Origin of the sequence: Bacteroides cellulosilyticus DSM 14838, from assembly GCF_000158035.1 — a bacterium.
GTDB lineage: Bacteria > Bacteroidota > Bacteroidia > Bacteroidales > Bacteroidaceae > Bacteroides > Bacteroides cellulosilyticus.
Genome location: NZ_EQ973489.1, coordinates 68,192 through 84,736 on the forward strand (window position 1 = coordinate 68,192; position 16,545 = coordinate 84,736).

Below are 16,545 nucleotides of genomic sequence, written 5' to 3' on the forward strand. Positions count from 1 at the left end.
TAGGAAAAGTTCCTGGAAATCGGGGAGCGGGTATGCCGGATTTTTCCGGTCTTATAAAAGAATACGGGGTCAGGAGCTTTCCCTGTCTATCAGTAACTCTTTAGTTTTTCCTGTATATCGGCAGCTCTTTCCCCAACTCCGTATGAACCACCTCGAAATTGACAAAGCCATTCACGGACTCCGGTTCTAACAGCGTTACCGCAAGGTTCGCATTCTTCTGTGAAAGACGAATGATGAAACAACCTGCCGGGAAGTTCTTCTTTTCCTTTACCGTCCGTGTAGAGACTGTGACCGGATAAATCTTTTCCCATTCCTTGGTGGCTTTCTTGTATCCGGTAACCATATACTTCTCTACGGTGATTGTGAAGGGTTTTCCTATCTCTTCTACCTCTATTCCTAAAGCCCGCAATTTCTCTGCTTGCATCCGGCAGGTATCCGGCAGAATATATGCTTTGGGACGTTTGCGTACTAACTCAGCTTTCAGTTGAAGCGCATCGAAAGTAGGCAGAGGCTCCGTAAAGCGTTCGTTTTTAGTAAGATCTATAAATGTAACGGAAAGCTCTGTCCGTGCAGATTGAAAAGTGACGGATATATCACTCTTTCCGCTGCAAGTCTCTTTTACGGCCTTTCGTATCTCACTTCTTACTTCTTTTGAATGAAGAGCCGCCGTTTCCAAAAGACTGCGGGATACCAGAAAACCACATTCTGCACGACGGGCAAAACACGCTCTTCCCAATCCTATTCCACGGATTTCTATGAATAGAGATACCGCATTGGTGAGTCCCTGAAACGTGGAACTGGATTGCGGACTCTTAGCATCTTTCATTGCATACAAACTATCATTCCTGACACTGGGTGTAAAGTAAAAGCCTGAATGATAACCGTTAGCCTCCAATGCCTTCTCTGCTTCTTCACGGAATAAGCCGTTGGAAAGTGTACGTATTCCGGCAGGGATGTTCAAATGCCCGCTGGGTAGGAAAAGGACATCGGCGGCCGTAGCTGCTTTAGTACCCCGCAGCAATTCAAACTCCTTGCGGAAAGGATTGAATTCGTGGATGTCCAGCGCTATTTCGGGGTTCCATTCCTTGTACGCTTTTTTAAGAAGAAGAGTCACCGGATCGGCAAGTTTACTTTGATCCCGGTTCAAATCATAGCCATTGCCCGATTTACGGCTTTGCATGGCATAACCATCCGTATTGGCTACAGGTACAAGCGCAAGAGACACCTTTTTCAGTAGTTCAGTACCTTCGGGCGTATTCAGTAAATAATCGACAAGCATACAGGTTGCTTCCGGCCCGGCAGGTTCGTTGCCGTGCAGTCCTGCTTGTATCCAGACTCTTATTTTCTTTTTCTTGTTGGGAGTTCCGAAATAGAGCACGGGGATATCCCTGCCCTGTGGAGTCTTTCCTATATTGGATAGCGTAACCTTATCGGGATGCCTGTCGGCTAAATCCTTCAAATACCTGTTTATCTCGAACAAGGAAGCCAGACCTTCTTCAAGCGGTTTGCTGAGGGTGGGAGTGGAATATTGCTGCTCCGGTTCGGGATAGAAACGGTGGGCTACCTCTTTCGGTTGCATCGTGGGCTGGATATTCCAGAGAGAAGGGTTGCTGAATACGGTTTCTTGCGCAATACGTTGCAGATAGAGTGCTTCCTCTTCAGGCAGTCCGGCATAATAAGTACCTGTATAGGGTTTCTGAAAAAATACGCTACAGAATACATTGGCGACAAGATAAGAGCCTTGCCGGGAAGGGTGGCTGTGATCGTTATTGTAAAGCGTGATGCTTGGATTTTCCGTGCGGACACGCTTCCAGGCGATGCCGACGGGGGCACACCAGGCATTCAGTTGTGCGGTCATCTTCAAATAACTTTCAGCCAGTCGTTGTTGCATTTCGGCATACGTGTCGATGTCGTGTCCCCAGGTCATGTAGAAGACGGTTTTTCCTTTCGGATTGTAGAGGCGGCGCAGGCTGTCGAGGGAGTGGGCGGGCTTGTACACATTCTCCCGTACCCATTCCTTTTCGCGGGCAGGCGCTTTACTTTGGTCTTGCAGGATGACGAAATCCCAATTTCCTTCACGAATGGCATCCAGGGTTTCAGGGTTGGCGGCATGTTTCTTCAATGTCCAGCCGCCGTGTTCCACTAATTTTACAGAAAGCTTGTGGCCGGTGGAGGCGGCAAGGGCCTGCACTTGTCGGACTAAACGGTTGTATTGTGTGTAGCTGTTACCTATGAACAGCGCACGGAGAGAGTCTCCCAACATGACAGGAACGGCACGTCTGCCCATTCCGGTGGAGTGGTGTCCGATGCCTTGTTCTTCTATTTTCTGCCAGTTGCAAGGCCAGTTGTGTTCGGCTGCTATCCGGTGGAGGTATTGGTAGAACTGATTGCCACGCTCGTAACGATTGCATCCCTGTGCTTCGGCTTCGGGAGTCTTCCTTAAATATGATTCGCGGATGGTGTCTCCCGTAGCCAATTGGAGGATAATCGGTTTGGCAAGATACTTCCTGATTGTTTCGGGAGTAACATACGGAATGTTACGTACTCCGTAGGGAAAATCTTGCGAAGCATCGGGGAAAGTGTACCATCCCGGACTGCCGATAACAGCTTTCTCCACATACGGGCTGTCATGGAAAAGCATGAAACGCTGCACAAACTGCCCTCCGGCTGAGTGACCGTAAATCATATATCCTTTCCGTTCACTACCTGAAGATTGGTGGACGTACTCGAAGATTTTATCAACCAGTGCCGGAGTTCGCTTTTCAGCCGGACGTATCGTATGATCCTTATCGTCCATGACACCGATTTCCTGATAATCGGGTAAAGGAAACCTCTCCAAATCGAAGTGGAGAATGAAGACCATGAATTTATGCTTCTCTGCCTCCTGCTTCCAGGCTTTGAGCAGATAGGTGTAACCGCGGTCGGCACCTTCAAAGACAAAAACAATGGGCATACGGCGTACATCGCCCGAAGCCGGAATGTAGTAGTGCACATCTACCGGACGGTCGGCAAAGGGAGGATAGTCTTTGTAGGTGAACTTGCCTTCACCTACGGGAAGCACGGAGGCGGCACGGAGTCCGGTGCCCAGAAAAACAATAGCAAGAAGTAGAATTAATCTTTTCATTCTTCATACCTCCCTTTTTTAATGACTTCCTTGTCTTTTAGGACGAGTTTGCCGCGTGCTATGACGTGCGTCAGTTGAAGTTCGGAATCAAGGAAACAAAGGTCGGCATCGAAACCGGCGGCTATTCTGCCTTTGGTGCGCAGTTTGAGGTTGTGTGCCGGATTGCTGGTGATAAGGGTCAGTGCCTGTTCCAGAGGCAGAAGGCCTTCTTTTACGAGCAATGTCATCTCCTGCAAGTTGAGGTGCAGGGGAGCGGGTCGATAGGTCGTTTCTCCTGTTTCAGGATTGGTGCGGCGCACTCCGCCACGGCCGTCACTGGAGAAGGTGATGCGGTCGAGGGGCACGTGGGCTTCGAGGGCTTTCATGACGCAGCGGTGGGGAGCGTCGAATTTGGTTCCTCCGGTGGAGAAATCTACCATGCCACCCATGCAGGCAAATTCTACGGCTTGCCGGAATAAGGCTTCCGTGCGTATCAGGTGGGTGGGCGAGAGGTAGGAAATCAGCGTGGGATACTTGCGGGCGATATCCAGTAACGGAGTGATACCATCGGGCAAGGCTCCCAGATGAATATGCAGGATACCTCCTTTGCCGGAAGTGAAACCGCCGAGGCGTACCTGGTTGATGAGGCGCAGTATCTCCAGTTCGGTGGGGAAAGCGCTGCGGTCGTCACTCATGGCGAGTTTGCAACCGATCACTTTGTCGATGAAGATGAGATCGTCGGCTACGCAGGACATCAGTGTTTTGGGAGGTAATCCGTAGAAACTGGTAAGCATGTAGGCACTGAGGCCGTCGTCTTCCAGGGCTTTGGTTTTGGCGTAAAGGGTGGTCAGTTCTTTTACGAAACCGTCCGTGCCGAGTAGCCCTACCACGGTGGTGGTTCCACAAGCCACCAGTTCGCTCATGGAGACGTCGGGGACTAAGGAAGCATAGCCGGTTTGTCCGCCGCCACCGGTGATGTGGACGTGCTGGTCAATAAAGCCGGGGGTGACGGCACATCCGCCGGCGTCTATGGTATTCAACGGGATACCGGTCAATTCTATCTTCCGGTCTATGAGGGCTATTTTGTCATCTGCCAGTAGAACGTCGTTCATGCCGAGATGCTCCGGAGAGTATAAGTTTGCATTTTTAATGAGTGTGAACATGATTCGGAGTTGTTTTATAGTGTTATGAAATGATAAGCTATCAGGAACAGGATGCTGCCTATAAGGGGCAGGGTGTTTCTCTTTGCCAGTTCAATGGGCGATACACCCGCCACACCGGCAATGGCGACAATGATTCCCGCTATGGGAGATGCGGCACGCCCCATGCTGGCGGATAACTGCAAGGGAAGCACGAGGGAATAGGCAGGCATACCCAACTGTCCGGCAATTCCGGGCAGCAACGGGCCGAACGAGAAGAAAGCCGCGTTTCCGCTTCCCATCAGCATGGCCGCACAGAAGATTATCAGGGCGAAGACTGCTGCGATGGCAATGCCGGAAAGTCCTATATGCGTGGAGTAATCTACCAGTGAGTCGATGAAGCCGAGGCTAATCAGTCCTTTGGAGAATATCTCGGAGGCAACAATCAGTGTCACGACACTTCCGAAGACATTTCCCATCCCTTTCCAAAAGCTGGAGAAGGCGTCAAAGGTTTTCCGTATATTGCGTGTGTGGCAACCTACGAATACGAGTGAGACAAAGAGGGAAAATAGCATGGCGGTCGTTGTATTGAGCGTTATGGGAGGCTGGAACAGGCCCACATAGGGCGAAAATACAATGAGAAGCGCAAGTGGAAGTATGGGAAGCATGGCGAATATTAATGGAATATCCGGTTTGGCAGAGGTCTGCGGGACTTCTGTTGTTTCACTATTTTCCGTACTCTGCCTGGCGGCTTCTTTTTTATCGAAATACCTATTGTTGAAGTAAAACAGGGTCATGACTACCAAGGTGGTGGGGATAACCAACGGGAGTTGGTGGGTAATGAAATAAGCTACGTTGGTCTGGTCGATAAGTTCGGCGGCAAGGGCTGTGTTTGCCGAGCCGGGACCCTGGTCGAACAGCGTTGCGGCGGCAATGACGGATAATGCGGTGAGGCGGCTTACTCCCAATCCGATGAGGACGGGGTAAACGGAGGCGACAAGCAAGAGTCCTAATCCGGCTGCCGAGGGGGTAGTGATAAAGAGCAACTGGCCGATGGGAATGGTGACGGTAGCTGCCAGGTAGGGATAACGGCGAAAGAAACCCAACGGTTTCATGGAGATGTGCACCAGGGCATTGGTGGCTTTTATGTGATTCATAAAGGCTACATAGCCGCCGATGGTCATAATCATCAGTCCTGCGCGGGACAGGTTGCCGATGAATGTTTCTTCTACCACTTTCACCAAATCGAAAACAACGCTGCCGGTGGATTTATCCGGAATGATGGGTTGGACATTGAGAATGAGGGCGAATGTCAACATCACAAGTCCGGCCAGCATCAAAACTCCTTGCGGGTTCAGTTTCCGGTAGAGGTAAATAGCGGTGACGGTGGTCACCAATATACAGAGGAGGAAGGCTATGATTGACATAATCTGATTGGTTCTGGATTATAAATTGTTTTTGGGGAGTGATCGGGGATGGGACAGGAATGCATTAAATGAAGTGTCTCAATTCTCCTCCTCTCAAAAGGAGGAGAATTGGGATAGCACTATTTAATCATTGTTCTACTGTCTTATAAGTACCCCGGATTATTCTCCAACTGGCGACCTGTATTGGAATCAATGAACTCTTGCGGAATCGGGAACAACACAGGCGTATCATACGAATTCATGCCTCGTGCCTCGCGTCCTGCAATCTCATTCAACTGTCGCATACGGCGTTTGAAGTAATTGTTCACATCACGTTCATCTCCACCTTTCTCCTGACTTACGCGAATCAGGGTGTGGCGGCGTTCTTCTTCGGAAAGAAGTTCACGGCTACGTTCGTCCAGAATGAAATCTACGCCTCCTGCGGTGAGTTCAGCTTCTGTGATGCTGACTGCATTGGAACGATTGCGTACCTTGTTAATCCATTTGATGGCTTCACCTGCCTGGTTGTTTTTCAGCAAGGCTTCCGCATAAAGCAAGTACGTGTCGGCGAGGCGGAGATAAACAATATCCTGATAACATCCATCCTTGTCACCATTTGCCAGTAACGGTGCCACGTAATCCCATTTGCGGGTAGTGGGCCAGTTATACTTCTTGATGGTTGTCTTATTATCATCCAGCATAGCGGCGGTTACAGTGGTGTCTACCACCATCTTACCGTTGTTCAGGAATTCCGTAATCTTGCCGTCGGCACCCTTCTCGTTAATAGTCCATACCACTGCATAATCGGATACACGGTCGTCCTGAGTTCCCTGATCTTTATAGTTGTAGAGACGGAAAGCACCTCTTGAAGGCACGCAACGTCCGGCACCTTTACCACCGTTGTTTATCCAGAACACCTGAGGCCAAGTGGCTGTACCGCTTGTATAGTCGGGATCGTACTTGTTGCTCTTGTTGATGACACCGTCGTTGGAGTAATAGTTCTTATATGTACTCTTCATATAAACCTCGGCTGTACCGAAAGCACTGTTTTCCGGTTCCGTGTTGACAAAAGTGTATAAAACCTCCGTGTTTCCGTCCGCATACATCGGTGTGCGGAATACGTCGATGAATGGACAGCCCGGATTGGCGGAGTTCTTGCCGAAACGGTTAGTTATCAAACTGTATTCAGAACCTTCTGCCAGTGGCTTTAAAACTTCGACTGCCTTGGAGGGCTGGTCCATTGCCAGATATAGTTCACCCAGATAATGGCGTGCCATGGCTCCTGAAATCTTGCTGTTGCTTTCTTCACGCAACGGTAAATTGTTCATGGCGAAAGCAAAGTCCTGTTCCATGATTTCACGGATGGATTCTACGGAGTTGCGCTCCCAGTCGTTACGGTAGTTCATACCTGTAATTTCTTCGGTGGACAAAGGTACGGCACCGAATGAATATGTCAGATGGCGGTAAGCCCATGCGCGGAAGAAGCGGGCCTGTGCGATGATCTTATTCTTGTGGGCGGCAGCTTCGGTTTCGGTTCCTTTCCAGTCGATGCCACTGCCTTCGGCACGTGAAATCACCATGTTTGCCGTGTTGATGATGCGGTAACACCATTGGAAGATGTTCTGGAATATCTGCAAGTCCGTCTGGTTGATTTGCGACGGATAGTACATGTATTTAAAGTCGCTGTGTGAGTTATTACTCCATGAATTGTCCACACCGCAACCCCATGCAGAGTGCAGAACGAGCGGCAGACCGCCACCGAGTGCATCGGCACGGCGGTATTCGTTACGCATCATTCCGTAGAGGCTGGTTACCATGGATTGGAACCCGCTGTAATCTACTAACAGATTTTCAGGGTAGAGTGAAGCACGCGGATCTTCTTCCAGAAAGCTGGATTCATTGCATCCGGTCATGCAGAGCACGAGTAGTGCTATCAGTGTATATTTTAGCTTTTTCATACTGTTTCTCTTTGTTTTAACGGTTTATAAATCAAGTTTCAGACCGAATGTGAATGAACGTACCTGCGGAGTGGACTGTTGGTCGCTGATAAATTCCGGGTCGAGGCCGGTCCAGCTTGTCCAGGTTGCCAGGTTCTTGATATTCATATATACTTCGAGGCGGTTCAGGGAAATCTTCTTTAACCAACGCTGGGGAACACGGTAGGCCAGCGTGACATCCTGCACACGGAGGAAGTCGGTCTTTTCGTAGAAACCTGCGCTCATCGGGTTTACAGAAGTATCCAGTGAGTTCTTCGGGTACTTGTTGGTAGGATTCTCCGGTGTCCAGAAGTCTACCATGAGGCGGTTCTGGCGATAGGAGTTGTGAGATACGTCGTAAAGCCAGTTATTGGCTGTCTGTCCCAGTTGGGCATTGAGGAATACGCTCAGACTGACATTCTTGTAGCGGAAAGTATTCGTCATACCCATTGTTACTTTAGGAATTGCCGAGCCGATGATTTCCTTGTCTGCCGGGGTGATGTCGTTCACGCCGTCCTTGTCATGGTACTTCATATATCCGGGGATGGAGTAGCGATAGTTCGGGTCTTGCTGTCCGTTCGGATTAGACGGGTCGGTGATCTGCCAGATACCGATGAAGCGGTAGTCGTAGTTCACGCTGATGGGCTGGCCGATGAACCATCTGGAACCGATGTCATCCACGGGGTTACCGTTGGCATCGTAGAGACCTACATTCACGATCTTTGTTTTGTAGTGCGACAGGTTGAAGGTAGTGGACCAGTCGAAATCTTTCTTGGCAATGTTGTTGGAAGTAATCTGCAACTCTAAACCGCGGTTCTTGGTCTCACCGATATTCTCGGTAATGTTTCCCGTACCGTTGATGGTGGGGATGGAGCGGTTCAGCAACAGGTCGCTTGTCTTCGACCAGTACATGTCGAATGTTCCCTGGATACGTCCGTTCCACAGTTGGAAGTCGATACCGGTATTGATGGATTGTGTAGTTTCCCATCCCAGCGAAGGAGAAGCCAGCTTGGAAGGATAGAAACCGTAGTTTGGGGTATGGTCATCTTTCAGATAATTGAAGGTGGAAAGGTCAGGCAATGTAGTGTAGGCGCCTACCGCTTCGTTACCGTTCTTACCCCATGACAGGCGGTATTTCAGGTTGCTCACCACTTTTGCCAACGGGCTTGCCTGGAAGAAATGTTCATTGGAAATGTTCCAACCGATAGCCATGGAGGGGAATACACCGAACTTGGATTGGCTGCCGAATGCGGAGTAACCGTCACGGCGTGCAGTCAGTGTCAACAAGTAACGGCTGTCGTATGAGTAGTTCAGACGTGCCATCTGAGAGATGTGGTTTTGCTTGGTATAGCTGGAACTGCCGGACATGGTGGCGGCTTTGGAAATTTGGTAATAGTACATCACGTCGTTCGGAAAGTCTTTGCCTTCCATTCCGTTGCCTTCTTTCTCGTAGCTTTGTGCAGAATACAGACCGGTGAAGAAGATGCGGTGCTTGCCAAATTCACGGGTGTAAGTGATGATGTTTTCCAGAATCCACTCTTGTGAATGCCAGTCGTCGGTGTTCAGAATACCGTTGGAGCGTGCGCCGTAGTAAGTGTCCATTCCCTGGTACTGTTTCCAGCTACTGTTCTGGTACGTATAGCCGGTATTGAGCTTATAGCTGAGTCCGGGAACGAACGGCAACTTTATTTCTACCACGTTGTTGGTGATGACTTTAGAGCGTATGTCGTTGCTCTTGTTGTTGAGGCTGCTTAAGGGGTTTACAGAGAAAGCTTCGCTGGAATCTTCCCAGGCGGCGGAACGGATGTTACCTTCTTCGTCATAAGCTTCTGCCAGGGGATTCATGCGGAATGCTCTGGAGAAAGAAGCACTGCTGCCACTTCGGTCGTAGCGTCCCAACTGAGTGCTGGTAGAGAACTTAAACCAGGAAGTGAACTCCTGATCGAGGTTGAAACGGATGTTGTAGCGTTTGAATTGGTTGCCTACGGCAGTACCTTTCACATCGGTATAGTTCAGTGAGACAAAATAGTTGGTCTTGTTGACGCCACCACGGAAAGAAATATTGTGCTGCTGCTTGAAACCGGTGCGGGTTGCCAGGTCCAGCCAGTCGGTATCCATTCCGGCCTCGTGCATACGCAATTCTGTGGCGGTCATAGATCCCATCCACGGTTCGGGATTGCTTTCAGTGGGCGGGGTGGTATTGGCATCTTTCAATGCTTCTGTCTTATACTTCCAGAATTCAGCTCCATTCATGAGGTTGGGGAAGTTGATGGGATTGTCAATGGTGATGTAGGTGTCGTAGGATACGGTCAGTTTGCCTTTTTCACCTCTCTTGGAGCTGATGAGGATGACACCGTTCGAACCGCGGGCACCATAGATGGCAGCCGAAGAAGCATCTTTCAATACTTCAATGGATTCGATGTCGTTCGGATTGATTTCGGACCAGGGACCATCAAAGGGAATACCGTCCAGAATAACCAGTGGTTTGTTGTCTGCCGTGATGGAGTTCTCGCCGCGGATGCGGGTCTTGGTGGAAGAACCTTCCGCATTGGTTCCGGTCACTGAGATATTCAGACCCGGTACAGCACCTTGCAAAGATTGGATGATGTTGGTCTGCGGGCGATTCTCCAGTGTTTTGGTATTTACGGAAGCAACTGCACCTGTCATATCCGACTTGCGCTGCACACCATAACCTACCACTACTACCTCATCCAGCATCTTAGTGTCTTCCTTCAGGATAATGCTGACGGGTTTCGTGCCGTTGACTTTCACATCCTGATTTAGATAGCCGATAAAAGAGATTTCAAGAGTGGCGCCATTCTGTACATTCGCCAATGAAAAGTCTCCTTCTACATTGGTGACACTTCCTGTACCAGTGCCTTTCACAATGACATTAGCTCCGATGATGGGTTCTCCCTTTTCATCTTTCACGTTTCCGGTGACTGTGACTTGCTGTTGTGCAAATGCATTTACCGAAATGAACAGTAACAAAGCGCAGCAGGTAAGGATGAGTCTGCATGAGCTTTTTTCTTTTCTTTTGTTCTTCATGATTCGTTTAATAGTTAACATAAGTTTTTAGTTTGGATCTCTGTGGCAAAGGTATGCGCAATAAGGGTTACTTACTCTGCGAGGTAAACAGGCGAAGTAAACTGTTAAAACTGATAAGTGTTTGATTATTAGTGTTGTTTTCTGAAAATGAAAGGTTCGGAAGTAAACTCTTTAAGTGGAATCGGTAGTAGAGAGCAGGGCTTACGCTTTGTATTTTCCGAGCTTTTTCACTGCATTTATAAAATCTTCTTTCGGGATAATGGATTTATTTCGGGTGCGAAGCCGGTTGTTATAAACCGTTTGTGCGGAACAATGAAGGAAGTCCGCTATCTTCACGCTGTCTGTGATGCCGAGTCTTATCAAGGCATGTATGCGCAGTTCGGTATTAAGTAGTTCGCCTTCTTTCAGTTCGATGCGCTCCTCGGGTAGCAATAAGGCATTGAAGTCGCCTACAAAATCGGGATAGAGATGCAGGAAGATGGTATCGAAATTCTGGTAGAACTCTTTCAGTTCGTTGGAGGCTGTTGCGGAAGAGTCCGTCATTGCTTTTACATCTTCTATCTGGCCTACTTTCAGTTTCCGGTTGATGTTCTTGCGAAACTCTTCCAGCTTACTGATGTAGGTGGAACAGATGTTGAATACATAGCCGATATATTCTTCCTTTACGTAATTAGATTCCCGCAACTGGTCGTTGACTTCCTGTAATTGCGTATTCAGGTCTTTCAGCTGCATGTTTACTTCTTCTAGGCGTTGATGTGCTGTAGAGAGGGCATCCATATTGACGGACAACTTCTGGTTTGTACTGTCTAACTTCAAGTTGGCTTCTTTTAGCCGACGCATTTGCTTGCGGATGAACAGGAAGGCGCCGATCAGTACGAGGAATAAGAAACTGACGGCAATCAGGGAGGCTTGAAGGCGCTTTTGCTGTGTGCGGCTCTGTTCTTGGTACGCTTTGTAGACTTGGTTTTGCAAATGAGACATTTTGACTATTCGTACCCGGTTGTGGAAAAGCATGGCTTTTTGAGAACAATAGAGGATGTAGTTATAGGCGCGGTCTATTTCTCCATGTTTAAATAGGTATTCTGCTATTTCCTGCAAAGAGCCGATATCTCCGTTGACAGACCGGATGTCTGCCATAGCCGAAAGAATGAGGTTCTCCAGATATTTGCTCTCGTTGTTTTCACTCCGGTAAATGGCGGAGAGATTATAGGTAGCTATGGAATACTTGCGGCTGTCGTTAGACAATGTTTGCTTGTTTTCCTCAAATGCCTGTTTGACGGGTTCTATTTCCGGGGTTCCCAGGTAGAGCCATGCCCGGCAGTTCCAGTAGCGCAATTCGTCAGGAGTGGCTGTGAGGTATACCGAGTCCCGGAAAGCCTTTTGGAGATTATTGTAATGTTCCGACAGTTGGGAGTTCTCACTGGAGTAATCCCGCAGGCGGGAATAGAGTGTACATAACCTGCCAAAATACTCGGAACGGAGATTTTGGGGTAATTCTTCCGGTTGAATATCACTGACGGCTTTTAAGGCTTCGGTCAGTAGCCCGGAGGAGGTGAGGACAAATGATTGTTCGAGCAAAGAGACCACTTCCCAGGTACGGTTGTTGGTCTGTTGTGCCAGTTGTATGTTCTTGTTGATATAATGCAGGGCGGAATCCGCATCATAAACCCGATACTCCAAATAGACCATTCTATTCATGGCATAGAGTTCCTTTACATCTTTGACCCGGCTATACTGCATTTTCAATTGCTTGATGCGCTCCTCTTTTACTCTGACAAATAGATCCTGCTGTTCCAGCAGGCTATCTAAAGAGTGAAGCAATTTCCTGTTTTCTTCTAAAGCATGTTTAGAAGTGTCCGCACAGACGTAGGCAGGAAAAAGAAGGCATACAATGAGTATAAAGAGGCCGCTTTTCATGGCACTACAATCCTAAAACGTCCGTTTGTCTTGGCTGATTATCGTATTGTCCGCTGATTCCTTGGATTTCTTTGGGGTTCAACTCCAATCCTTTCTTCATATCTTCTGCAGAGCCTGCCGTGTCACCATTCAGCAACTTGGCGCGACCGCGTTCATGATAGGCTTGTGCGAAATTAGGGTTCAGTTCGATGGCTTCGTCAAAGAGTGCGATAGCTTCGGGATACTTCTTCTGGACGATATAAAGTTGTCCCAGGCAAAGGAAAGCCTGTTCGTTGAATGGATTCAATTCTGTTACATAGCGATAATCGGTTTCGGCTTCTTCCTGCTGTCCCGCTGCTTCTTTCACTTTACCGCGGAGCAGTAATGCAGCTTCTTCATCGGGATCTTGGGAGAGTATAGCGTCGATATCTTCGGTAGCTTCCTTGTATTGCTGCATCTTGATTAAGGCTTCGGCACGCAGCAGGCGGGCTTCGGTGAAGTCGTCTTTCAGTACAATGGCTTTGGTGAGATGGGCGATGCTCATGATACCGTCGTCCATACCTTGCTTGGCTCTACCCAAAAGATAGTGTGCCATGGCATTTCCTTCTTCTATTTCAATAGCTTTTTGTGCGGCGTCTGCCATTTCCTGATAGTCTTCTTGCAGGTAGCATACGTTGGCAAGGGTGAGGAAAGTGGAGGTGTGGTCCGGTTCCTGTTTTGCCATGCGTTCCAGCAGTTCATGCGCTTCGCTGAGGGCATTGGTTTGAATGTAAACCTGGCTCAGATAGCTCATGGTTTCAAAGTCTTCCTGAAGGGCGAGGGCTTCCGTGAAGCATTTGATTGCATAATCGGGACGCCCCATGCGTTGTGCACGCATGCCGTCATACTTGAATATCTCGAAGTTCTTTTGATCGTTTTTCTGTTTCTCAGTTTCCGGTTTCTCCTGTTTGCCGGAGAAGAAAGATTTAAAGAATCCCATAATCTGTATTTCTTAGGTGTTTTGTTTTTATTCTTTTTGCAAACTTACATAAAAATCTTGTTTCCATACCAAGAACTCCGTCTAAAAAGAAAAAACATTCGTGTTATTATTGATGGTATCATTTAAAATTTGTTCTTTTGCGATACATTTACCAATTATATTAATTAATCATCATTTCTAAATTAAAAACACAAGAATGAAAAAGATTTTCATGAAGTGGGCCTTCTTTATGTTATGTATGGCCGTGACAATGCCTGCAATGGCTCAGTTTAATGTAAAAGCACTGAAAGGTGCGGCTAAAGCTGTTAAAGCTGTTACTCTGACTGATGCTCAGATGGCAGAATATGTAAAAGAGTATATCGACTGGATGGATACACATAATCAGGTATGTGCCGACGATAATGAGTATACAATTCGTCTGAAAAAGCTGACTGAAGGCTTGACGGATGTAGAGGGAATTCCTTTGAACTTCAAAGTTTATTATGTGATAGATGTCAATGCATTTGCTTGTGCTGACGGTAGTGTGCGCATTTTTTCGTCTTTGATGGATATCATGACGGATGATGAATTGCTGGGTGTAATCGGACATGAAGTAGGTCACGTGGCACACAAGGACTCTAAGAATGGGTTCCGTACGGCATTGCTGACTTCAGCTTTGAAGGATGGTATTTCTTCACAAGGTGGTACGGCAGCTAAGTTGTCTGATTCTCAGTTGGGTGACCTGGGTGAGGCTCTGGTAAACTCTACATATTCACAGAAGCAGGAGAGAAGTGCTGATGACTATGGATATGAATTCCTGAAAAGTCATGGTAAGAATCCCTGGGCAATGGCTTTATCTTTCCAAAAGCTGAAGAAATTGCAGGAAGAAGCCGGTGCGCAGAAAAGTAGTAAGCTGAATCAACTGTTCTCTACTCATCCTGATTTGGATGCCCGTATTCAGCGTATGGAAGAACGTGCAACCAGCGAAGGTATTGAGAAGCCGGCAGTAACGGAATAATTCTTATTGATATAATAAGGAGAAGGGCGTGCAATTCACTGTACGCCCTTTCTTATGCCTTCAGGCTTATGATGCCGTTCTCCGCTTTCAGATCTTCATCTTCCAGCAATTCGCGGATGCATTGAGAGATGATTTCTTTATCTGCTTCTATTTGTGAGGCAATATCGGCAGGTGTCAGAGGTTGCTTGCGAAGCAATTCTTTAATTTCTTCTTTTATTTGTTGGGAGGAAAGCTCGGGAGTCTCGGCACGGTGGCTGAGGCAGACATCGCATATTCCACAGTTATGTTCATTCTTCTCTCCGAAATAGCGTAGAAGCATACGGCTGCGGCAAACAGTTTCGGTCGTTACATAATCTACCATTGCCTGAATGCGGGCTTCATAACGTTCCTTACGCTCCTCGTATATGCTGCGGGAGATTTGCAGATGTTGCCTGTCTACGCGTTCGCGTGTGTATATGATATAAGGTGTCTTTTTATGTGGAATATAGTCGATGACACGCATCTTGGATAGACGTATCAGCAAGTCGTACACCCGTTGTCGCGTTAATCCGCTACGTACCGCAAGCGAATTCTCGTTGATAAAGGTGTAATCCGTGAATACTCCGGTGTAAGACCGCAGAACGATTTGAATAAGTTTGTCCATGTCCTCTCCCAGTTCGCGTAATTTATACAGTTCATCACGGCGGACGGTGAAGTAAAGACGGGAGGCATTGTCCTGTTCGTCGGTATATTCCAGATATCCTGCTTGCGTCAGAATCTTCAATGCACTGTCGGCAGGTACAGGGAAGTATTTGAACTTCCGGCAAAAGTCTTCCAGATTGAACTCTCTGACACATCCCAAACCGTCTCCCATTGCCATCTGGTAATAATATTGCAGATGTTCGTACACCTGTTTGATGTAGTCTTTCTCCGGAAAGGTGTCCGGGATACGTTTATGAAGGGTGACTTTGTCCGATTTGGCATAGAGTATTACGGCATACGCTTTGTTGCCGTCACGTCCTGCACGTCCTGCTTCCTGGAAATAAGCTTCGGGAGAGTCCGGCAAATCGAGGTGGATTACGATACGTACATCGGGTTTGTCGATACCCATGCCGAAAGCATTGGTGGCAACCATTACACGGCTTTCTCCTGTCTGCCAGCGATGCTGACGTATATCCTTGGTGGCATCATCCAGACCGGCATGGTAGAAGTCGGCGGTAATCTCTTCATTAATTAAAAGTTCGGTGATTTCTTTGGTTCGCCGACGATTGCGTACGTAAATAATGGCACTACCCGGCATACGGCGTAGGATGTGAAGAAGTTCTCCGGTCTTATTTTCTGTTTTGCGGACTATGTAGGCAAGGTTCTTCCGTTCAAAACTCATGCGGAAAACATTTTCCTGCCGGAAGCACAGCCGCGCCTGGATGTCCTTCACGACTTCCGGAGTAGCGGTTGCAGTCAGTGCCAGCACAGGGACACCGGGTAGGAGATCACGTATTTCGGCTATCTTCAGATAGGCAGGACGGAAATCATATCCCCATTGTGAAATGCAATGGCTTTCGTCAACGGTTATCATGCTGACGTTCATTTTCCGTAGCTTGGTGCGGAAGATTTCCGTATCCAACCGTTCGGGCGATATATACAGGAATTTATAATTGCCGAAAATACAGTTTTCCAGTGTGATGATAATCTCTTGCCGGGACATTCCGGAGTAGATGGCAAGTGCTTTGATTCCTCTTTTTTTCAAGTTCTGTACTTGGTCTTTCATCAGAGAAATCAGGGGAGTAATAACTATGCAAAGCCCCTCTTTGGCAAGTGCAGGCACCTGAAATGTGATGGACTTTCCGCCGCCCGTAGGCATCAGCCCCAGGGTGTCTTTGCCTTCGCCTATGCTATTGATGATATCTTCCTGTATGCCCCGGAAGTTATCATATCCCCAGTACTCTTTGAGAATTTGAGAGTAGGGAGTTGAAGGTTGGGAGTTGAGCTGCGCAGTCATAATACGAAGAATTGGAAGTTGAG

9 protein-coding genes are annotated in these 16,545 nt (G+C 47.9%); 1 reads left to right on the top strand and 8 read right to left on the bottom strand.

The window, feature by feature from the left end; genetic code table 11:
* Window positions 1-100: 100 nt before the first annotated feature.
* The 7 genes from BACCELL_RS03195 to BACCELL_RS03225 form a co-directional block, all read right to left on the bottom strand.
* Window positions 101-3,124 (bottom strand): M14 family zinc carboxypeptidase, encoded by a 3,024-nt coding sequence (locus BACCELL_RS03195; RefSeq protein WP_007210098.1) that lies wholly within the window; start codon window positions 3,122-3,124, stop codon window positions 101-103.
* On the bottom strand, window positions 3,121-4,266 hold the full coding sequence (gene iadA / locus BACCELL_RS03200; protein ID WP_007210099.1) for a beta-aspartyl-peptidase: 1,146 nt from the start codon (window positions 4,264-4,266) through the stop codon (window positions 3,121-3,123). The genes BACCELL_RS03195 and iadA overlap by 4 nt, the downstream gene beginning before the upstream one ends.
* A gap of 14 nt (window positions 4,267-4,280) precedes the next feature.
* The gene (gene dcuC, locus BACCELL_RS03205) at window positions 4,281-5,669 is read right to left on the bottom strand and encodes a C4-dicarboxylate transporter DcuC (protein ID WP_007210100.1); all 1,389 of its coding nucleotides are present in this window, start codon (window positions 5,667-5,669) and stop codon (window positions 4,281-4,283) included.
* Window positions 5,670-5,812: 143 nt separating this feature from the next.
* A complete protein-coding gene (locus BACCELL_RS03210; protein WP_007210102.1) occupies window positions 5,813-7,606 on the bottom strand; it encodes a RagB/SusD family nutrient uptake outer membrane protein in 1,794 nt (597 codons plus the stop codon).
* Between the two features lie 24 nt (window positions 7,607-7,630).
* Window positions 7,631-10,672: a SusC/RagA family TonB-linked outer membrane protein gene (locus BACCELL_RS03215; protein WP_242577627.1), complete on the bottom strand. Its 3,042-nt coding sequence runs from the start codon at window positions 10,670-10,672 to the stop codon at window positions 7,631-7,633.
* A gap of 201 nt (window positions 10,673-10,873) precedes the next feature.
* Window positions 10,874-12,589, bottom strand: a complete 1,716-nt coding sequence (locus BACCELL_RS03220; protein ID WP_007210104.1) for a DUF6377 domain-containing protein — start codon at window positions 12,587-12,589, stop codon at window positions 10,874-10,876.
* Window positions 12,590-12,593: 4 nt separating this feature from the next.
* Window positions 12,594-13,550 carry a tetratricopeptide repeat protein gene (locus BACCELL_RS03225; RefSeq protein ID WP_206813230.1) on the bottom strand — a complete coding sequence of 319 codons (957 nt, stop codon included), beginning with the start codon at window positions 13,548-13,550 and terminating at the stop codon, window positions 12,594-12,596.
* A 193-nt stretch (window positions 13,551-13,743) separates the two neighbouring features.
* Here BACCELL_RS03225 and BACCELL_RS03230 point away from each other — a divergent pair, with 193 nt between their 5' ends.
* Window positions 13,744-14,544 (top strand): M48 family metallopeptidase, encoded by an 801-nt coding sequence (locus tag BACCELL_RS03230; RefSeq protein WP_007210106.1) that lies wholly within the window; start codon window positions 13,744-13,746, stop codon window positions 14,542-14,544.
* Window positions 14,545-14,596: 52 nt separating this feature from the next.
* Here the strand turns inward: BACCELL_RS03230 and BACCELL_RS03235 are convergent, their stop codons facing one another.
* The gene (locus BACCELL_RS03235; protein WP_007210107.1) at window positions 14,597-16,522 is read right to left on the bottom strand and encodes a RecQ family ATP-dependent DNA helicase; all 1,926 of its coding nucleotides are present in this window, start codon (window positions 16,520-16,522) and stop codon (window positions 14,597-14,599) included.
* Window positions 16,523-16,545 lie beyond the last annotated feature (23 nt).